The sequence below is a fragment of the Aquimarina discodermiae genome (genome assembly GCF_040786235.1).
Lineage (GTDB): Bacteria > Bacteroidota > Bacteroidia > Flavobacteriales > Flavobacteriaceae > Aquimarina.
Map to the genome: position 1 here is coordinate 11,854 of NZ_JBFMKP010000046.1, position 21,240 is coordinate 33,093.

Annotated in this window: 16 protein-coding genes; 5 read left to right on the forward strand and 11 right to left on the reverse strand. The window is 32.7% G+C overall.

Going from position 1 to position 21,240, the window contains the following annotated elements:
- Nucleotides 1–308 precede the first annotated feature (308 nt).
- On the forward strand, nt 309–1,622 hold the full coding sequence (locus ABW636_RS21275) for a phophatidylserine decarboxylase associated domain-containing protein (RefSeq protein ID WP_367592117.1): 1,314 nt from the start codon (nt 309–311) through the stop codon (nt 1,620–1,622).
- 172 nt (nt 1,623–1,794) lie between these two features.
- On the opposite strand, the gene ABW636_RS21280 is transcribed toward ABW636_RS21275, so the two are convergent.
- The 10 genes from ABW636_RS21280 to ABW636_RS21325 all read right to left on the reverse strand — a co-directional run bounded on the left by ABW636_RS21280 (nt 1,795) and on the right by ABW636_RS21325 (nt 11,057).
- Nucleotides 1,795–2,175, reverse strand: a complete 381-nt coding sequence (locus ABW636_RS21280) for a hypothetical protein (RefSeq protein WP_367592118.1) — start codon at nt 2,173–2,175, stop codon at nt 1,795–1,797.
- A gap of 95 nt (nt 2,176–2,270) precedes the next feature.
- Entirely contained in the window at nt 2,271–3,803 is a 1,533-nt protein-coding gene (locus ABW636_RS21285) for a vitamin K epoxide reductase family protein (protein ID WP_367592119.1), read from the reverse strand.
- 29 nt (nt 3,804–3,832) lie between these two features.
- Nucleotides 3,833–4,405 (reverse strand): hypothetical protein, encoded by a 573-nt coding sequence (locus ABW636_RS21290; RefSeq protein ID WP_367592120.1) that lies wholly within the window; start codon nt 4,403–4,405, stop codon nt 3,833–3,835.
- A gap of 5 nt (nt 4,406–4,410) precedes the next feature.
- Entirely contained in the window at nt 4,411–4,905 is a 495-nt protein-coding gene (locus tag ABW636_RS21295) for a thioredoxin family protein (RefSeq protein ID WP_367592121.1), read from the reverse strand.
- Nucleotides 4,906–5,164: 259 nt separating this feature from the next.
- Nucleotides 5,165–5,311: a class IIb bacteriocin, lactobin A/cerein 7B family gene (locus ABW636_RS21300; protein ID WP_367592122.1), complete on the reverse strand. Its 147-nt coding sequence runs from the start codon at nt 5,309–5,311 to the stop codon at nt 5,165–5,167.
- Nucleotides 5,312–5,333: 22 nt separating this feature from the next.
- Nucleotides 5,334–5,480 (reverse strand): class IIb bacteriocin, lactobin A/cerein 7B family, encoded by a 147-nt coding sequence (locus ABW636_RS21305; RefSeq protein ID WP_367592123.1) that lies wholly within the window; start codon nt 5,478–5,480, stop codon nt 5,334–5,336.
- Between the two features lie 129 nt (nt 5,481–5,609).
- Nucleotides 5,610–5,945, reverse strand: coding sequence for an HTH domain-containing protein (locus tag ABW636_RS21310; RefSeq protein ID WP_367592124.1), 336 nt, complete (start codon nt 5,943–5,945; stop codon nt 5,610–5,612).
- Nucleotides 5,946–5,982: 37 nt separating this feature from the next.
- Entirely contained in the window at nt 5,983–8,181 is a 2,199-nt protein-coding gene (locus tag ABW636_RS21315; RefSeq protein WP_367592125.1) for a peptidase domain-containing ABC transporter, read from the reverse strand.
- A gap of 282 nt (nt 8,182–8,463) precedes the next feature.
- On the reverse strand, nt 8,464–9,627 hold the full coding sequence (locus ABW636_RS21320; protein ID WP_367592126.1) for an HlyD family secretion protein: 1,164 nt from the start codon (nt 9,625–9,627) through the stop codon (nt 8,464–8,466).
- A 935-nt stretch (nt 9,628–10,562) separates the two neighbouring features.
- The gene (locus tag ABW636_RS21325) at nt 10,563–11,057 is read right to left on the reverse strand and encodes a hypothetical protein (RefSeq protein WP_367592127.1); all 495 of its coding nucleotides are present in this window, start codon (nt 11,055–11,057) and stop codon (nt 10,563–10,565) included.
- A gap of 538 nt (nt 11,058–11,595) precedes the next feature.
- On the opposite strand from ABW636_RS21325, the gene ABW636_RS21330 reads away from it, so the two are divergent.
- The 3 genes from ABW636_RS21330 (at nt 11,596) to ABW636_RS21340 (ending at nt 15,209) form a co-directional block, all read left to right on the forward strand.
- A complete protein-coding gene (locus tag ABW636_RS21330) occupies nt 11,596–13,251 on the forward strand; it encodes a helix-turn-helix domain-containing protein (RefSeq protein ID WP_367592128.1) in 1,656 nt (551 codons plus the stop codon).
- 135 nt (nt 13,252–13,386) lie between these two features.
- Nucleotides 13,387–13,524, forward strand: a complete 138-nt coding sequence (locus ABW636_RS21335; protein WP_367592129.1) for a hypothetical protein — start codon at nt 13,387–13,389, stop codon at nt 13,522–13,524.
- Between the two features lie 125 nt (nt 13,525–13,649).
- Nucleotides 13,650–15,209, forward strand: coding sequence for a S8 family peptidase (locus ABW636_RS21340; RefSeq protein WP_367592130.1), 1,560 nt, complete (start codon nt 13,650–13,652; stop codon nt 15,207–15,209).
- 154 nt (nt 15,210–15,363) lie between these two features.
- Here ABW636_RS21340 and ABW636_RS21345 read toward each other — a convergent pair whose 3' ends face one another.
- Entirely contained in the window at nt 15,364–19,989 is a 4,626-nt protein-coding gene (locus ABW636_RS21345) for a T9SS type A sorting domain-containing protein (protein WP_367592131.1), read from the reverse strand.
- A gap of 278 nt (nt 19,990–20,267) precedes the next feature.
- Between ABW636_RS21345 and ABW636_RS21350 the strand changes: the two genes are divergently transcribed.
- Complete coding sequence (locus ABW636_RS21350; RefSeq protein WP_367592132.1) at nt 20,268–20,981, forward strand: hypothetical protein; 714 nt, start codon at nt 20,268–20,270, stop codon at nt 20,979–20,981.
- The last annotated feature ends 259 nt before the right edge of the window (nt 20,982–21,240 follow it).

Genomic DNA, 21,240 nt, shown 5'->3' on the forward strand with positions numbered 1-21,240 from the left:
AAAGTGTCTACCCTAAAAAGCGATAACCAATCCAGTTATCACTTTTCTTTTTTATGGGTTTCCCAGTGCAATATGCTGAAATAGTATTCTTTACAACAACATTGTACATTACAGGTTATACGATTTACGGATGAGAATTTCGTAAAATAATTACAACGATTTTTCGCTAGATTGATGAATCAAATTAAAGAATAGCCTTAGCTATTGTTTCATTTTATGAAGAAAATATAGTAGAAAAGGAATGCAATTAGATGTGAAATTTTTATTCGTAAATCGTATTAATATTAATACTCTATAAAAAGAAACCCATGGAAACAACAACTATTGAACCAAAAATTACTCCCTCGGAAGCAAAGATGCATGCTAACGACCAATGGATCAGAACTGCATATACAGAAAAACAACGTATCTCTATCAATATTTGGCTTAATGTCGTCTTAGAAGAAGTAACACAAAGCGAAGCAACAGCGTTAGCTCCTTCTGTAAAAAAAATGCAAGAAGTTCTTAGAACCAACGGTACTGCACGTATGTATGTAACCCAAATGCTCGAGCAATCTAAAGGAAAAACAAGGAGTGGTACATTTGGAAAAATTACATCTATAGAAATGTTGTTAAAAGTCATCAATCATATTATACAAAGAGCTCCAAAATTTAATCCAGATCCCAATCTTACTGGGGCGGATACTTTTCCCATGTCTTCTTTATTTACCGAGATGATGGCAACACCAGCGGGTGAAAGTGCTTTTAGAAATGAAGCTTTTAATACTACCATAACCGGGGTATTACAAGAGTGGTGTGATTTTCTCGATTCAGAAAAATCAACTTATGTACTTAACCAGGGAGAATATGGCTGGTTATCTCCAAAGGGGCAAGAGTATACCGATTTGGATAGCTTTGTGGTACCTGATCGTCATGCAAAACATTTTGGTTTTACCTCTTACAACGCTTTTTTTCATCGGCAGATAAAACCCGAACTAAGGCCTATTGCTGCTCCAGATGATAAAAAAGTAATTGTATCTCCCAACGATGGTACTGTATACCAGATAGCCACAAATATTCAGGAGTCTACAGATTTTTGGGCCAAAGGACAAACCTATTCACTCATCAATATTTTAAACAACAATTCTCTTGTAAAAGATTTTGTAGGAGGAGACATGATACAAACTTTTTTGAGTGGTAATGATTTTCATCGTTTTCACGCTCCTGTAGATGGTACGATTATCAAAACAGAGATTGTAGAGGGGCTAACTTTTAGCCAACGTAATAGCGAGAAAGAACCCGGAGCAGGAACAGAATCCCTAGGGTATGAGGCCTCTGTGAATACACGCGGGTTAGTATACATACAATGCGAAGATGAAAGCATGGGTAAAGTCTGTGTGATCCCTATTGGTATTACCGAAATATCTTCGATACGATTTGGTAATCATATTGTAGAAGGTGCCAAAGTTAAAAAAGGTGATGAATTAGGACGTTTTAGCTATGGAGGGTCTACACTTTGTTTGTTGTTTGAGCCCAATGTGATTAAAAATTTTGTAACACAACCTGCAAAAAACCCAAAAAACAATGATCAGCAAGAGGTAGCGATAGTACAAGTAAATGCGCAAATAGCAACTGCTAGATGAGTACGATATCTCCATTCTGATTCAATTTTATAAAAAAACAAGACCCCAAAGGTTTTAAAAACCTTTGGGGTCTTATAGCATTTTCAACTATATTCTACTACCAAAAGGCATCTAAAAGTTATAAAACCTTTAAACTTCTAGGAAAACTAGAGAATTAAACCTTACAATATGGTTAAAGTTGTTTTAATAGTTGATCAACTTTAGAAAATTGCTGTTGCACTTCAAAAGAAAACTCCTTAGAAAAAGAATTATAATGCTCTAACAAAGATTTTGTTTTTTGTAATAGTTCCTTTTTTTTGCCTTGATCATTTTCAATTCTTGATTCTTCAAATAATAGCTTAGCTAACATTTGTATTTTATCAATATAATTATCTTCTTTTTCTTTAAAAAAATTGATAATATCCTCTACTCCTTGTGTATGAAAAAAAATATCTTTTTGCCCCAAGAGTGCATAGGTATCTTTTAGTAATGCTTTGGCTCCATCATCATCTCCTTTATCGATCTTATTAATTATTCGATTTATAGCATCAGAAAGCGTTTGTATCAATCGCATTAAATGGTCCTTTTGTAACATATGATAATATAGATTTATATTTTATGAAATTAACAACAAATAACTCTGTTTTACAAACAAAATTGATGTTACGGTTAGCAATTATCCACTATATCTTCAATACTATAATAATGGGATAAATCCCTATTATTATATATTATCTTTGGAGTTTGAATTATATTATTTTGTTCACACCATATTATATGGTTTTCTAAAATTTCTTCAGAATTTTTGGAAATTATAATTGGATATTGTTCTTTCAATAACTTCAAACTTTCGTTCGAAAACCAATGTTTAATAGCCGCTATAAATTTTTCTTGAGTTGTATTATGGTAAAGTTCTATAAAAAAGGCGGCAACATCGTTATTACTTGACTCAGAAAAGATAAGTGAAAAACATACGTTGCTATCATTTTTATATAAAGATGATATTTGTATGAGTTTCTTTTTGCATAATGAGCAGTCAACACTAAAAACCAAACTGATTATATTTTTAGAGTTAGAATTTCCTAAAATTATCTTATTACCTTTAAAGTTTGTTTCTATATAAGCCTCTTTTTCTTGTAAAGCAGAAAATACATCTTCATTCTTTTTTAATCTAACATATTTATACATGTCATATTTTAATTTAAAATAACTGACAATAAATCTCTTGAAATGGCTCCAGAATAGAATCACAAATAAAAAAGAAAAGAGAAAAACTAAAAATGAATGAACTGAAAAAAATATCCTGTGATTAGCTATTTGATATAGACTAATAAAACTTTCTGTTAAAACTAATCCTGAAATCATTAAGCAAAAAAAACACCATTTTTTTAACTTAAAACCCTGATAATAAATTGAAAAAAAAATTATTGGTAACACTAATAATGAAGCTATATTAAGAAATGAACTAGCTCCTAAAAAATTACCCCCAGATGAAGATAAAACTAAAGTAATTAATCCAGCAAAAAAATATACAATACTTAAATCTAACAATGAAAGCCATGAGAAAATTTTGGCACCTTTAGATGACAGTACGCTAGAACAATCTATTTTACTTCTCAAAGTACAAAATTTTGATTCTCTTAACTTATCTTCTTTAATCGTAATCAAGTATGAACTTACAATAACCCCAATAATCTTAACTATAAGTAATGCGTTATTTGTAAATACCTGAAAATCAAAAAACAGTATTATTAAAAGACTAAAACATACATAAATGCCAATAGTTCTAAGAGTTTTAATTTTTTTTAAGTACAATTCTTTTTTAGATATATTTCCAGATGATTGGTCATCCAAAACGATTACTATACCATTCCATTTTAACAGGAAATCATTTAAGCTTTCTGTTAGATTTTTTTTAGATTCACTTTTATAACTAATTTGTGTATCTGACAGTTCTTTTACTATTACCAAACCATCTTCAAGAGTATAAGCAAGGAATAAAGGTGATAATTTGACAAACTCTTTTGCAGATATTTTTACCACCTTATTGTTTACTCCTATTTTTTTTAAACTATCAGAAAATGAAAACAAACTAGGATAACTCTTATGCTTCAATAAGGTGTTTTCAATTCTATTTTTAGTGGTTTTTAAGTTAAGTTCTTTCTTAAGAAGGAAAAAAAAACTAAGTAGTGTATAATCCAAAATTCTGTATTAATAATATTAAAAATATCTTATATGATTTTATATCCAGCTATAATATCATATTCATTCTTTATCTCTGAGTCTGTTAAAATTTCGGTAGTTTGATTCTTTATAGTAGTTTTATTTAAATTGCCTTGAATATTTAAGCTAAAATTCATATTTGAAATAAATTCAGAATCCTCAATTTGGATAGGTAAAAAGCTTGTTTTTTGAGAAAAGGTATGATAATCTAAATAGCAAGTTTTGGAAAAACAAGGCTCTTTATTTATTATAACTTCAGCATTTAAAACAGAATTGATGTTTCTTCCATTTACCTCACATTTCCGAATATCATTTTCTAATTCAGAATAAGTAAAATCTAACTCTGGCAGTAATGGTTTTATTTTCTCAAATTGCTTTTTTTGAGTATCAATATCTATCTCTTTTAAAGTCTTATCTTTAAAACATATGTCATACAAGTTTTTATTCTTGTTTATGTATATCATCTCACCTTTTTCGGTCTTAGTATATACATATTCACTTGTTATGTACTCACTAATCTTAACTCTATTTGCTTGAGAAAAAACTTCTTTTTCTATTTTTATTAAGATATTATTATTCATCTTTCTTACTTTACAAATTCTTTTAAATCTTCTAATGTCATTGGGCCTATGTTTCTTTTTATATTTTGTCCTCCTTTAAATAATAAAACCTGAGGTATTCCTTTTATGTTGAATTTTTTCATTAATTCTTGTTGAGAGGCATGAACTTTAATAACTTTTACATCTAGAGTCTGTCCAGAAAACTCTTTTAAAAAAGGCTGCATTAATTGGCATGGTCCACACCATTCTGCCCAGAAATAAACAACTACATTATCATGTTTTTCTATAATTTTATAAAAATCAACAACTTTTACGTTAACTATAAGAGTAGGCTTTTTTATAATTCTTTTAATTAGATTATAAGGCAGCATTATTTGAGCCAGAAGAGTAGACACAAAAAAAATAATTACTGAAAAAATAAAATAAAATAAGTTTTTTATACTTTTTTTATTTCTAAATTTTTTCTCGTGATAATTTTGAAAATCAATTAATAATGATGCATTTTTTTTGTTAAAAAACAAAACTAGTAATAGTAAAATTCCAATTATTATTAAATATACCTCGATGCTCATCTTTCTTTTAAAACACTATTAGTTATAATTATTTAAAATATCTAACGATACCTATACAAATTTATGATCAATTCATTATTCAAATAAAATCTCACGTGATATTTATCTCAATAATTACTTTTGAAAAAACTAGTTTTTTTAATTAAAGCGAAAGGCTACTTGTTGATTTAAAGCTTATTATAAACTAACAAGTAGCCTTAATTTGAATCTATGGTCTTCCTTTAGCGATTAAAACCCCTACAGCAACTCCAAGGGCAAACATGCAAAAACCACCACATACCAATCCTCCGTTAATGCTTTCAAGTTCATTACTTGATAATTCTTGAAACTTGCCTAAATTTTCTAAATTTTTCATCTTTTTACTTTTTTAAATATTATTAACTTAAAGCATAGCTAACTGCTATTCCTACTACTACTCCTATTATAAACATACAAGCACCTGCACAAACAACTCCTCCATTGATGTTTTCTAATTCATTACTAGACAATTCTTTAAACTGACTTAAACTTTCTAAGTTATTCATTTTATTAATTTTTTATAATTAGTATTTGATTTACTGGATTTATCAAGAGATTTCGTCAAATCGTTTGATAAATCGGTGTTGTTGCAACAACAGTAAAAGGTAATGCGCCCTCCCTTTTATAGTACAATATTACAACCCATACGTCCCGAAAAACGGGACGTTGTTGTAAAAAATGTATTTTTTTATCTTTTTTCCTCCGTTTATTCTACGAGTTTCATCATAACTTAATTCCTGAGGGATAAAACCTACCTTAAATTTTACAGCACTCTCATATACAAAGCTTTGTAACTTGATATCATACGACACTGGTGCATTTAATTCTTTCATGACATCAATCAATCTGTATACAGTAGTACGTGAAATACCTAACCTCGAAGCCAATGTTCTTGGTGATCCCGTAGCTTGTAGTCGAATTAATTGATCCATACGATCTATTAATTCTAATTGTTTTACAATAACATTCATGATATAATTCTTTTATGATTCCCTTTTCTCTTTTACATTAACTAATAGATAGTATTGGTTTATTTCCATTTATGGTGACATCCAAGTTTTTTGGCAACTGTTTTTGCCACAATTCATAATACTTTTCTTGTCTCGCATATAATGCAGAATGGTTTCCTTCTTCTATTACTTTTCCTTGTTCTAGTACTACAATTTTATCTGCATGCACAACTGTACTTAATCGATGTGCAATAATGATAATGGTCTTATTTTGATCTCTTAAGTTTTGCACTGCTTTTTGGATATAATTTTCTGAAGTACTGTCTAAGGAGGATGTAGCCTCGTCAAGTACCAATACTTCAGGGTTTTTGTATAAAGCCCTGGCAATGGCAATACGTTGTTTTTGTCCACCAGATAGGGTAGCGCCATTTTCTCCTAAATAGGTAGCAAAACTATTGGGTAGATTTTCTATAAATTCTAAAATTCCAATGGTTTTGCATATATCCATGATTCGTTCTACATCGGGTGCAAATTCACCTACAGCAATATTGTCGATCACATTACCTGCAAAAAGATCGATTTTTTGTGGCACTACACTTACTATCTCTCTCAAACTATGAGTATCTATATGCTTTAGGTTTTGATCCCCTATCGTTATTTGCCCTTTTTGTAAAGGATAAATATTTTGTAGCAATGACATAAGGGTAGATTTACCAGAGCCACTCTCACCAATAATCGCCGTAATCTTTCCTTTTGAAATTTGTAAATTAAAATCCTTAAAAACTTCTACTCGGGTACCATATCTAAAACCAACATTGGTAAAGTGTATATCTCCTATACTATCTTTGGTAAGTTTAATTTTTTGCTCATTTTCCTCACGCTGCAGATCCATGATTTCGAACAAACGATCTGCTGCAATTAATGCATTTTGAATTTGTTTGTTGGCACTAATCAAACTTGCCACCGGGCTGGTAAAATATCCGATAATAGCATAAAAAGCCATAAGTTCACCCGCAGTAATTTCTTTATCAATTACAAATCCAGCACCACTCCATAATAATATAATAGTAAACAATTGTGCAACGGTACCTGTACCAGAATCAGAGAATACACTATTTAATGCAGATTTGTATCCTATTTTTAATAGTTTTATAAAACGTGTTTCGGTTTTGATATTGGCAAAGTCCTCGAGACCAAATCTTTTGATCGTACCCACAGCATTTAATGATTCTACCAATTGGCTTTCGAGATCTGCCGATTTTTCCATAATATCTCGTTCGGTACGCTTATTTAATTTATTGGTAATTACATATATTATAGCATATACGGGTACAATAGCCAGCATAATAAGAGCAAGTTTCCAGTAATAGGTAAACATCAATGCAAACGAAAAAACAAGAATTAATATATTTACTGTTAAATTTAATGCAACCCCATTAATAAAAGTTCTAATTTTTACGGCATCGTTGATTCGAGAAATAATCTCACCTACCCGCATCGTATCAAAAAATTGTTGCGGTAGTTTTAATAAATGTTTATAGTACCCCAAAATGAGCCGAGCATCGATTTGCTGACCGGTTTTGATTAAAAAAACATCTTTATATGCTCCAACAATCAATTGTAAAACTAATAAGGCAATCATAACAACTCCCAATAAATTAAGCAATTTGGTACTAGTACCTATAAATACATGATCTGTTAGTTTTTGAATATATATCGAAGTCGAAAAACCTAATAAGGTATAGATCACTGCTCCAACTAATGCTTGTACCAAGACTCCTTTATGAGGTTTTAGCAAAAACCAGAAACGTTTGTATACCGATACCTTTTCATTACCTGTGGTAAATTCTTCTTTTGGTAAGAGTAGTACCAAAACCCCTGTCCATTCTTTAGTAAATTCTTCATGCGTTTTTTTATGGATTTTACCATCCCCAGGGTCCATAATTTTAATATAGGCTGCGGTAACTTCATAAATAACCACATAGTGTTGTAATTGTTCTTGTACCACTACATGCGCAATAGCAGGTAGGGGGATTTTGGATAGATTATCAAACTCCCCGCGTACTCCTTTGGCTTCAAATCCCAATTTACTAGCTGCTTCTATTAGTCCAAGTACATTAGTTCCTTTTTTATCAGTACCAGCCATCTGACGAATACGTGCAATGGGTAATTGCAATTTATAATGAGCTGCAATTGATGCCAAACATGCGGCTCCGCAATCCGTAATATCGTGTTGTTTTATTTTTATATCAGCCATTTTGTTTTGTTTTTAGTCTGAAGACCAATGTCGGGTGTTCGAAGTTTTTTATTGTTTTGTACTAAGTCTTTAGTTATTTACTCTAGTTATAATTTTCCTTTAAGCTACTCGCTCTTCGAGGAGCTGTCCTTAGGACTGAGCGAGTGTTTTTAATTTATATATTTTTTATTCTTCATTCTGCATATATTGCCCTCACCCCAACCCTCTCCCGGAGGGAGAAGGAGTTCTTCGTTCACCTGACTTCGGTCTTTTGTCGTCCGACTTCAGACTTTACACTATCAACTATTTTGATCCTATATCTGGGCTTGCGGGGTTTAACCAATCATCTACTTTATCATATAATAGATCAAATAAAGTGCGCTCTGTAAGTTGAAATCGTGCACTTATCGTCATTCCTTTATTAAGATGCCCTTTAAATCCGTTTTTTAGTTCGAGATGTTTTTGATCAAGGAGGCAACGCACCTTAAAAACGGGTTGGTTATTTATATGATCAACATCTTTGCTTATCTCAATTATTTTTCCTGTAGCCAGTCCCCATTGATTATAGTTAAAAGCATCGACTTGAAAATTTACAATTCTATCTTTGCCAATCATGCCTATATCGGTAGGAGAAAGATAGCATTCTGCAATAATTTCTGTACTGGGGGATATCTCTGCAACCGTAACTCCGCCAGCGATCAAACTACCTACTGTTATACCTCTTACATTTTTTAAGATACCATCGATAGGAGCAATGATAGCTAGTTCTTTATGGTTTTGTGTGAGCTGAGCTATTTTTCCCTCCAACTCACTCAAAGAATTTTGATATTCTGTAAGTGTGACTTGCCAATTGTTTTTCTGTTGTTTTTGATACTGTTTCAGAGCATTAGAAGCCAGTCGATGTTCATATACACTATTTTGAAATGCTACTTTGGCAATTACTCCTTTTTTATATAGTTTTTTGTTTCGTTGATAGTCGATTTTTGTTTTTTCGAAACGAGTTTGTAACTCTTGTACTTTCTGTTTGAAATACAAGAATTCTTTTTGATAACGCGAAGATTGGATGTGACTAAATTTTGGTTTTGATGTATTAATAAGATATTCACAATCGTCTATAAATTGCTTGATTTCTATCAATTGGTTCTTAACGCGATGCATATTATCTTCTAGTATCGATGCATCGGTAATAAGTAAGGTATCTCCTTTTTGTACTCGCCGATTATCAATCAGGTTAGTATAAGTTACTTTTCCCGATTGTAATGGAGTAATAGTAATACGTTCCTGACTGGGTTTAAGCATTCCTCTTGCTGTGGTGTAGATATCTATTTTTATAAAAGGCAAGGAGGCAATTGTAATAAGAATACTAATCAGAAATATTGAGTAAATAGTTTTACTACGATTACTGTGTGCAAACTGGTGTACTTCTACCGTATGTTCTATGATTTCTTTTGGAAATAATTGTTTCATCTCTACTGTTTTATGTTATATCACATTGTCTATAATCAATATGGTTTGATTAATTATAAAAAGAATGAGTTGTAATGTAATATTGATAAGTGATTGCATTGTGGTTTTTGTTTAAGTCCGAAGTCCGGTGTTGGAGGTCGGAAGGTTTTATTGTTTAGTTCGGAGTCCGAGGGTTTTTTTTTAATTTCTTTTTAAGACATGTACTGCCGAACCCTGAGATTCTCGAGGGGTTGGGCTTCGAGAACCTCTGCCCACCGTTCGAGAACCTCTGCCCACCGTTCGAGAGCCTCAGCACACAGTATGTTTTTTGTGTTTTATTCATCATTCTTAATTCATTTAGAACATCCCCCTAGCCCCCTTCAAAGGGGGATTTAATGTTACTTCTATTTATAACTTTCCTCCTATAAACTTTCAACCAACAACCATCAACCGTCAGCCAACAACTATGAACTTCCTACCCCACTTAACAAGTACCCCTACCTACTTTTTATGTACCTTGAGGTACTATAACTGTTAATGCTTCACGTAACTTTGTCAGTTTGGGTACTTTATTTGTTAAAACTTCACATGGTTTTGTCAGTTTGTCTACTACATTTTTTAGGTGTACCCACTTGTTTTCTATGTGAACTATCACAATTTGCAGGCCTTTGGGCAAAATTTGTTGTTTCGCCCATCTTTTTTGCTCTGCTACCACCAATAATAGCCATAGCCCGGGGTAATTTTGAGGGCGATCTTTATAAAATCGTATTAACCTGAACTCGATTAATCTGAAATGCGTCAGTGAAATTTTGTGTTGACTTGTTTTATAAATATCTGTATTTTAACTCATAACCCCTTCCCTTGAGGGAAGGTTGGGATGGGTGTTTCTTTTAAAAACATCCTCCTCAAACCCACGCTTTTTAGCGTATCCATGATAGTAATCAAAACTCAGATTATTATGCTTCTGTTGTATTGTTCTGTGCTGTGCTTATAGGGGTACTGGTACTTTGTGTAAATCGGGTTTTGAGCAATTCATAAGCACTTTGTGCACCTTCCATCGGTATCTTGCGGGCTGCATCGGCCAGACTATATACCGATAGTGCTACACGATATACCTCGCTACCGGCAATCATTTGTGTATCTTTCATCTGTCTTAATAAGCCTTCTAACTCCAGGATGATAGGATCGAGTTGTTCATATAGTTTTAGATCTTTGCGCGGTTCTTGTGCAGTAAGTGCCATGGGTACCCATTGTGGTTCTCCCTCGAGGATATGAATACTGTCTTCTGCAAAAATCTTATTGGCACTATTGATTTTGGGTAGATTTTTACGCTCTTTGGGAGTAAGGTTTTTTAAAAAGTCAAATGTTCCTTTTAGTGTACTAATTCCTTTTTGTATTTCTACAATTTCATCTTTGGTAAGCACTTTACTAATTCTGTTGTTTTCAATCATTTTTTTACTGTTTTTTGTTTTTAAAAAATTATATGTTGAGGTGGTTTACATTTCTTTACGCCTCTTTTTATAGCATAACTTTAGTAAGCATTTAAAAGAATTATCTATTTATCAATTTAATTAGGTAACATTTTTACCTTATCAGACATTAACCTTAAACTCGTGATGCCTTTCTAAAAAATGTGTTAATAGATTTTTTGGTTAGGTCAAATATATGGGGGAGATTTACGTTTGTGCAAAGGGAGTATTTATAGATTCTGGAATTTAAACCATAGATTCTGGAATTTAAAGATAAAAATAACAAGAAAAACAAACACAAAACTTTATTTAAAACTCTATATATCAGATAGTAAAATATTGATATGGAAGTTTTTATGAAACTTTAAAAAAGATTATACATCAATTTATAATTGTTTAAGTATTTTGATGTTGATACTATAGCTTTTTAACACTTATGGTCAATTTTTTAAGTAAAATATTTTGTATTTTAATTATTATTTCACTAGTTAGTTTTGTTCAAATAGATAGAAACAAATTTTTGAATACTGAAGCAGTAAAGAAATTTAATATACCAGATTCTCTAAATGAAAAGTCCTATAAATACTTAAGGAAATTATTTTATAAACACGAAGAGGTATCTCCTAATATAGCTCACATTTATGCCCAAAGTTATCTCAAAAAAAGTACTCTAGATAACGATAGTCTTAAAATGGCTAAAGGATACGGTTTTTTAAGTAATACCTCCCCAGATTCATTAAAAATAGACTATTTAGATATTGCCATTAGGTTATCAAAAAATTATGCAAACAAATACTATCCAGCAACATTCTATTATTATAAAGGAGACTTTTATACAGATAATGCGAACTATAAAGAAGCATTAGATAATTATTTTATTTCCTATAAAATGGCCAAAAAATATAACAATAATATTTTGGCATATGATTCGAAATTCAATATTGCAGCGCTAAAGGATAGAATAGGTAAGCATGAAGAAAGTTTAGAAATTTTTAAAGAATTTTATAATTATATTATATCTGATGAGTCTGAATACCCCAAAGATTATTATAACAATTTAATAGGTCTGTTTGCCTTATCAGATTCTTATACCAAATTGCAAAAACTAGATACAGCAACCACAATTAATAAAAAAGGGATTAAAATTTCTTTGTCTAATAATGATAATGATTTTTATCATTATTTTATAATGAACGAAGGAGTTAATTTATATTATAAAAAAGATTATATCAATGCTATTGACAGTCTTAACAAAGTTATTCCTAATTTAATTAAATTAGAAGATACGTCTAACGAGATATTTACCAGATTTTATTTAGGAAAATCCTATTTTGAAAATAGTGAAATAGAAAATGCTGTTCTTCAATTTAAGACTGTTGATAGTTTGTTTAATAACTTCAAAGATTTATTTCCCGAACTTAGAGAAGGGTACAAAATATTAATAAATCATTATAAAAATAGCGAAGATGATAAAAAACAACTTTTCTATTTGAATCGACTAATATCTGTAGATAGCGTTCTAAACTCTAACTATCAATACATCAATGATAAAATCGTAAAGGATTTTGATACTCCAAACTTAATTAGCAAAAAAGAAAAGTTAATACTCAAACTAAATCAATCTAATTCATCCAAATTAAAAGGAATTATATTTTTAATCATAGGATTTATTATTGTATCTATTATACTAGTTTTTAATTATAGGAAAAGAAGAATCTACAAACAAAAGTTTGAATATTTAATCAATCAAAAAGCTAATAAGCAAGAAAAGAATAAAAACGAAATAGACAAAAAGAAACTTTATTCTTTACCAGAAGAGATTGTAAAAACATTAGAAGTAGGTCTTAAAAAGTTTGAAGATAAAAAGGGGTACCTCAATCCAAATATTACAGTTAATACTCTTGCAAAAAAAATTAATTCTAATTCTAAGTACGTATCACAATTTATTAACTATTATAAAGGTAAAAAGTTCATCCATTATATTAATGAGCTAAGAATTGATTACATTATTGAAGAACTTAAAAAAGATCATAAATTTAGAAAATACACCATAAAAGCAATTTCAGAAATTGCTGGATTTAGTAATCCAATCTCTTTTTCTCAGGCTTTTTATAAAAAAACAGGTATCAAACCGTCCTATTTTATCAAAAAATTAGAAAACAACAAAAAATACTGATAGTAAGTGTTTTACGACCATATTTATTAATAAAAATTCTGGAATTTTATACAATTTACAACCAATATTTTAGGTTAACACCTAAAAATATTCATACTTTCGAAAAAAATATTTTTTAATAAATTAATAAGGATTATGAAAACAAAAGGAGTAATTAAATTGGAAAAAATTCAAATAACAAAACTTAATAACACACAATTAAGAATTGTTCAGGGAGGTGACAACCATAAACTAAAACCAAAAAGTAAAGTAACAGGAGATAAAGATAAGTAACAAGAAATAAAGATAATTAAACATACAATTTATAAATGAGAAAAATATTTTTTATGCTGCTATTTTGTTCTTTTTATTGTAAAGGACAAGACTGTACAATTTTTAATAATAATAAAATTTTTGTTGTGGGGTACAAGGAAAAAACTCCAACTGATACAATAATGAAAGAATGGCAGCATAAGGATATTTTTGTTGATACGATCCCAGGAGTAAGTTCTGATAAGGCGTATAGAGATATTTTATCAAAAAAAGGAGATACTATTGTAGTTGCTATTATCGATAGTGGGGTGGATATTCACCATGAAGACCTTAAAGATCAAATATGGACCAACCCTAAAGAAATACCAAATAACAATAAAGATGATGATGGTAATGGGTATATTGATGATATACATGGTTGGAATTTTTTAGGAAACACAAAAGGAAAAAATGCATATTATGCCAGACTTGAATATGTTAGAATCTTAAAAAACAAAGGCTTATTCAATAGTATAGGAGAATTGGTTGTTCCTAAAGAAGAAAAAGATTCTACTATTCTACGAATGGCTAAGTTCTATAAAGAAGAAAAAGCTCTTTTGGATGAAAATAAAGCTTATGTCTTAGAACAAAGAAATGCATACGAGAAAATTAATAAAGACCTACAAAATTACTTCCCTAACCAAAAATATACTTTAGAAAAGCTAAGGACCATTGATACTATAGCCAACCCCTATTTAAAAACATCTGTAAAAACACTTCACGAATTTTTAGAATATGAACTTACCCAAGAATGGATACAAGAGTTCGAAGAGTATAATCATATTGTTGAAAAATATAAATTAAATCCTAATTATGATGATCAAAAAATAAGTGGGGATGATAAAACTAATATTCAAGATAAAAACTATGGTAATAATGACATTGTTGGAGATATAACGATAGATAACCATGGTACTATAGTTGCTGGTTTAATAGGGGCATCCAGAGATAATGAAAAAGGTATGAATGGTATTGCCGATAAGGTAAAATTAATGATTTTAAAGGCGGTTCCTCACGGAGATGAGTATGATAAAGATATAGCTTTAGCTATACGGTATGCGGTTGATAATGGGGCAAAGGTTATTAATATGAGTTTTGGTAAATTTTTCTCATCACAACAAAAATTCGTATCAGATGCCATAGCATATGCTGCAAAAAAAGATGTACTTATTGTACATGCAGCAGGAAATGAAAATAGTAATATAGATGCTATTAGATTTTACCCTACTGATTATTCTCAAAATGGAGAATTTGCTCAAAATTTTATTAATGTCGGTTCTTCAAACTATAAATTAAACAGAAAACTACCTTCCTCTTTCTCTAATTATGGTAAACAACATGTAGATGTATTTGCACCAGGATATAACTTATACACTACATTACCTAATAACAAATATATACATGAAAGTGGTACATCTCTTGCCGCACCTCTTGTTTCTGGAATAGCTGCACTATTAAGATCACGGTACCCCGACCTAAAAGCGGCTCAAATAAAATATATCCTTATGAATTCTGGATATTCTTATGAAGTAGAGGTAAGAATTCCGGGAGAAGAGAATAGCCCAAATGTTCCATTTTCAGAACTCTCTAAATCGGGTAAAATAGTAAATGTATATACTGCATTACTAATGGCAGAAAAGATGGTGAAGAGTAAGAAAAAAGAATAATCATCCTATCTTTTTTACAACCATTTGTAGTAACCAATAATAGGGCAGTATAGGCCTGACCAAAAATATAAAATCCCCAAAGGTTTTTAAAAACCTTTGGGGGCTTTATTAGTAGTATCTTAAACATCTCGCTTTATACGATATGAAAAGGCATTTATTCCTTTATAATCTTTTGGGTAGTACTAAAACTTCCGCTTTTATTTGCTACATGAACCACATAAAAACCTTTAGGATATGTACTCATATCTATAGATATGCTAGACTGTCCTTCATTAACAGTAGCTGTTTGCGTATATACTGTTTTACCCATTACATCGGTAATAGCAATCGATATGGCTCCTGCTGTAAAAGAATTCAATTCGATGCTTAATACACTTTCTACTGGATTAGGATGTGTAGCTAATAAAATAGGTTCGTCTTCTAACTCAGACACATCGCTTACCATCTCACTTTCTAATCCTGTTGGGCTTTCTGCATATACGATCGATTCTTTACTTCTAGCTGCAGGTGTATTTCCTGTAAGACATACTACTGCATCCAAATCATATCCATCTGCAAACCAAGGGAACACAGATCTGTCACTGGTATCTACAATCTTCACAAATTTTGCAGAAGATAAATTACCCGTAGCAAGATCAAACTCTCCATCCTGGCAAGTAGTACCCAACGAGACAAATGTTACCCCATCTTGCGATGCAAAAACCTCTGCCGATTCTGGGTAATAACGACAAGGAATCTGTCTGTAAAACCCTGTAGACTCTACTACTGCTAGTTCATTACTGTCTTTATTATCAAAAACTTCATTGTTAAGTTCGATGGTGATAGATCCTCCAAACCCTAAACTCACAAAATTGGCATATCTTCTTTCTTTGGCTTTTCCTAGCGCACGTTTTGGTCGGCTTCTAAATCTACAAATTCTTCTTCCGTCCTTTCTTCTTCCTTGTTCAAAAGCTACAATAGCCCCTCCTGCACATTCGTTGTCTATAAAAGGTTGTTCTAACAAGAATCGTGCAGAAACGGGTAAGTGATCAGAGGTGGTAAATGCATAGTCATTATCATATACCTCGTAATGTACCGTAACAGAGTTTTGGATATAAGCTTCGTCTAATTCGTTGGTAATACCAATATGATCGATCATATTTTCTCTAAATACAAAAGAGCGTCTTCCTGCTTCACTAAGAGCAGCAGAAACTATAGAATAATTAGTGCTATCATCTACATATTCCTGAAAACTAGAAACGGTAGAAGTAATATCGGCTACGGTTTCATCTACATCATCATTATAATCTCCCAGCAGCATCACTTTGTTATTAGCAAAGTGCGTATCCAAAGAATCCTTTAGAACCTCTACATCATATTTGCGCATATCATAACGGTTCTGCGGGTCACGACTACTATTGGCTCTGGCGTGTAATGCTATTAAATCAATACGTTCTGTTACTCCGTTAATAGTTACATCGGCTGTCATTAAGAATGGTAATCGCCCACTAGCATAAAAACGATCGGTGGTACTCGGGTAATCTACCAATGCAGCATCATCACCTCCATTATATAAAGGGTGAATAGATTCGAACATCGCTCTGGTATTCACTACAGATACCGTTTCTGTATTATAAATAAATCCTACTTTTTGTGAAACCCCTCCTGAGCCTGGTCTAGAAACGGCATCAGACAAAATATAGTTATACCCTGGTAATTGCCCTACCAATTCTGCAAATAAAGCATCGTCTGCAATTTCTTGTACTGCATATACATCTGCTTTTAGTTTTTTAAGCACAGTTGCTGTACTATCTCGTTGTATTTGATCAGACATTGGATTTTGCCCTACAGGAGAGTTATTTTCATCACCAAACCACTCGATGTTCCAGGTAGCTACATCAAACGTATCTTCTTTAGGAATATTGATGGTATCTCCTGGCACAACAAACTCTTCTGCACAAGGAACATCTGCTTCTTGTCTAGGTAACAATTGAAAGAATTCTCTAAAACGCCCTACAACCCCAATAATCTCTGAACAAGTAGTTGGTTGAGCCTTTCCTACTATAGCTATAATATCATTATCGATTCGTACATCGCCACTACCACTAGCATCTGTCAGCGTATAATTTGAATCTCCAAATAATAAATCTCCAGGATTCGGGAACGTAGTATTTACAACTCTTACCAATTCTCCAGGGTGATTGGCTAATTCGGACAACGTAATATCTTTTGGGGTAATAGCATTTTGAGGAGTTCCATTATTTTCGATACTAGTAACAGTACCCACCTGAACAAGATCATTAAACGCTGTTCTGGTTCCTGTAACGGTAATAGAATCTCCTATTTTTAAGGTTGCATTGGCATGTACCTGTTCATCAAAAATAGCGATCCCTCCCGTGGCATCCTGTATAAATGCCGGACCGCGAAACTCATTGGCCACTGTTAATACTCCGGTAATGGTAACTGAAGTTCCTTCGGCAGCAGCTCTTGCTTCTGCAATGGTAATCAATTCTCCTGGGGTTACGATAATCCCTCCATCATTATCAGTACCTGGTGTAGGGGTTTTGGCAACATAGCTTGTCGTATTACGCACACCTCCCTGACCATTAGGTACTCTTTGCAATGATTCTGTGTCTTTGTTACCATTTTCATTTTCGTTTACCTGGGGTTGATCTACATTTAGCAATACTAATAATTCTATATCATCTGCATCACTGGTATCATATACCAACGCATCAATCAAATTATCGGTAGTGATAGCAGTACCATTAGGAAAACTGGTAGTTTCTCCTAAATATAAAGCCACGGCATCAGCACCATTCTGAAAAGTATTACCGGGCACTACCAACCCTACATTGGCAACATCTGCATTACCGATTACAAAGTATCCTTCGGCATTAGTAGAAAAACCATCCAGATCGATTGCATTATAGCTGGTATTATTGCTTCCGTTATAGTTTACCAATACATAACCGTCTAACGACGTATTTCCGACCCCGCCGTCATATAACTCTACAAATTCTAAAGAATCAGAACCTACAGTATCTGCATCTAATTCATTAATTACAAGCGCAGCAATCTCTGTAGCATTGGTATTGGCAGCTCCCGGAGTAGGAATTGCCTGTGTATAGGTACTAGTATTTCTTAATCCTCCAGATCCGTTAGGGAAACGCTGTAGCGAGTGAAAATTTTTATCATTCTTACCATCTTCATTTAGCTGTGGTTCGTTTGCATTTAATAATACCAACAACTTGGCATCATCACTATCATTAGTATCGTATACAATCGCATCTACCAGATTATCGGTAGTAATAGTACTTCCGTTAGGAAAATTAGACGCTGCCGTTTTATATAGAGCTACTGCATCAGCGCCGTTTTGTAATCCATTACCAGCAAACGTAATCGATACATTGGCTACATCTGCATTACCAATTACAAAATACCCATTAGCATCGGTAGCAGTTCCTGTTAAATCATAGGTTGCATAGCTCTGGTTATTAGAACCATTAAAGAATACCAAAATATGTCCATCTAACGAAGTGTTACCAGCACCTCCATCATAAAGCTCTATAAACTCTAATACATCCGATCCATCGGTATCTGCATCTAATTCATTAATAACAATATCGGCTGTGGGTGTTACCACATCGTCGATCACTACATTTTCTCGATTAGGAGTGTTTACAGCTTCTCCTGGTTCTGCAATGACAGTAGGAAAACTTGGTAAACCATTACCATCAAAATCATTTCTGGTCCAATCGGCAGCCGCATCAGTGTCTTGACCATTAGGATACCTAGAGGCTCCCCCAACGGTAAAAGAGATTCCATCAAAAGATTTTTCTAATGTAACATTGGCATAATTAAGATCAGAAGCTCCCCCATCATTCACTCCGATATCATCGATACGATTCTCCCAGGGAGTCACATCAAACGTACCATCATCATTGGTATCCAGATCCTGCCCTGCAGTTCCTGTAAAGTTTTTTACCAGTAGTAAAGCCATAGTTCCGTTCTCGAAAGTATTACTTCCAAAAGGAGTTGTAAAATATCCGTTTACATCGGTAGTCCCTAGTTGGATTACCTCATCGATTACTCCGGCAGCATTACTGTCTCCTTCGATCTCCAGCAACCAATATTCACTTAGATCTGTAGATGCACCTGCTAGTATTTCTACAAACTCATCGGTATCTGATCCGGTATGATTGGCTACAAACTCATTAATAATCGGTAATACTACTGGGTTTCCTAACACCTGGTTCGTATTTACCGCTCCATAAGTATTTGCTGTAGTAACCTCCCAAACAAAATCGGTTGCAACGGTTCCCGTTCCTGATAATTGCAACGAAGCTCCTACAGGAGTACTGCTGGATTCTGACACTCCGATATCGGTACTTGTCATTCCAGAAGCAGGACCATTGGTAGCGGTAAACACCCCTTCATAGCTTAAAAATTGAACTACGGTGCTGGTATTGTCTACCAGAGCAATCCCATCAGGAGCACCATTTTGTAAGCCATTAGCGGGCAAAACTTCTATAATGGTACCAAAGCCATTTTGTTGGTCGGTAATTGTACCCGACAGATTGATTGTATTATAAACACTGCTGTTAGAGCCATTGTATAATACAAGAGTCCACCCTGTAAGATCGGTTCCTGCAGCACCGGCAATTTCTATTGCTTCATTAACATCGGTACTGGTGTTGTCATAATGAATCTCATTGATAAATGTAGATTGCGAAATTCCTTGTTGTATCCCCAATAGATAGGAGGCTACCAATAAATGTAGGAGTAATTTTAATTTCATAACTGATTGAATTTTTGTGCGTTTTTTTTGCGTTATGCAAAGTATAGTAAGATAACGATTACAATATTTTGTTGGTGTTAATAAAAGTTTAATAAAAGGAAACGTAATCGTCGATCCCATGCATACTTTACAAACTCCTTAAATATCCCTCGTTCAGAAGTTCGAACACTTTATACAAAAAGGGGGGAAAGCCCTGTCTAATTTCAGTTTTTAATCTCTTACTTACTAAAAATCAGTTGTTTAGTTTTATAACATCATACACAACAACTCTTAAACACATGAAAACGACAACTATCATTATACTGATGCTAGGATCATTACTGCTAACATCCTACGAAGCATCTGATACCAAAACCGAACCGACAAAAGAAAGCATCACTGAAGGCTTTCTAAGTACCACAGGAGAAAGCGATGATATTGTAAACTATAGTAACAAAGAAATTATTACTCCTGTTTTACAAATGCATTTTGATAACAGTGTTACTAAAGAAGAAGCATTTATAAGATTTAACAAACAGGTAGAAACCTATACAGATATTAGTATTGGCCCTGTCTATGGTACTAGTAAAGAATGGTTTTATCAGATATGGATCAATACTGGTTCTCAGACTAATGCTAAAACCAATGGAATCATACACCTTTCTGTATATTTTAACACAGATAGAGGAGGCAAACATACTTCTTATATTAACCTAAACAATCCCAACTATGATCGTGAATGTGGTTGGGATGCTTATTTAATAAAAACGAATATCTCAAATCAGCCGCTATCATGGGTAGAAGTAAAACATGCCCATATACGATTAAAAGGTACTGATGGTTGGTTTGTAAAGCATTTTTATGTGTATGTACAAAATATTGACCAAACTATGCCATCCTTAGAGCATACCACTATTATATCCAATCCAAACAGGTGGTTAGATAATACAATTGCTGATGGTTGGGATTATTATCATACAGGAAACATTGGGGTTAACAGATTAAATTTTTAGGGCGTTCGAGCAAGCTATTCGTTACAACGCTACACTCGTCTGTCGTTGGGTAACTAGAACACCCATCCCTGCCAACGCTACAACTCGCCTGTCGCTTTCGCGCCATCGTCCTCAAGGGAAGGGAGCTAGTAAAATGGACGAGGCTGTCTAAAAAGGCAGTCTTTTTTTTGTAGATTTTTGAGTTATTTTTTAACTTTAAGAATGAGTAGAAAAGTAGTTTTTAAGACCTATGATCAAGATCAGTTAAGTTTATTACCTC

Coding starts and splice junctions, on each gene's coding strand:
- ABW636_RS21325 (WP_367592127.1), bottom strand. CDS start 11,057: ATGATTGAAAACAACAGAATTAGTAAAGTGCTTACCAAAGATGAAATT.
- ABW636_RS21280 (WP_367592118.1), bottom strand. CDS start 2,175: ATGCGATTGATACAAACGCTTTCTGATGCTATAAATCGAATAATTAAT.
- ABW636_RS21305 (WP_367592123.1), bottom strand. CDS start 5,480: ATGAATAACTTAGAAAGTTTAAGTCAGTTTAAAGAATTGTCTAGTAAT.
- ABW636_RS21275 (WP_367592117.1), top strand. CDS start 309: ATGGAAACAACAACTATTGAACCAAAAATTACTCCCTCGGAAGCAAAG.
- ABW636_RS21335 (WP_367592129.1), top strand. CDS start 13,387: ATGAAAACAAAAGGAGTAATTAAATTGGAAAAAATTCAAATAACAAAA.
- ABW636_RS21300 (WP_367592122.1), bottom strand. CDS start 5,311: ATGAAAAATTTAGAAAATTTAGGCAAGTTTCAAGAATTATCAAGTAAT.
- ABW636_RS21350 (WP_367592132.1), top strand. CDS start 20,268: ATGAAAACGACAACTATCATTATACTGATGCTAGGATCATTACTGCTA.
- ABW636_RS21315 (WP_367592125.1), bottom strand. CDS start 8,181: ATGGCTGATATAAAAATAAAACAACACGATATTACGGATTGCGGAGCC.
- ABW636_RS21310 (WP_367592124.1), bottom strand. CDS start 5,945: ATGAATGTTATTGTAAAACAATTAGAATTAATAGATCGTATGGATCAA.
- ABW636_RS21320 (WP_367592126.1), bottom strand. CDS start 9,627: ATGAAACAATTATTTCCAAAAGAAATCATAGAACATACGGTAGAAGTA.
- ABW636_RS21345 (WP_367592131.1), bottom strand. CDS start 19,989: ATGAAATTAAAATTACTCCTACATTTATTGGTAGCCTCCTATCTATTG.
- ABW636_RS21290 (WP_367592120.1), bottom strand. CDS start 4,405: ATGAATAATAATATCTTAATAAAAATAGAAAAAGAAGTTTTTTCTCAA.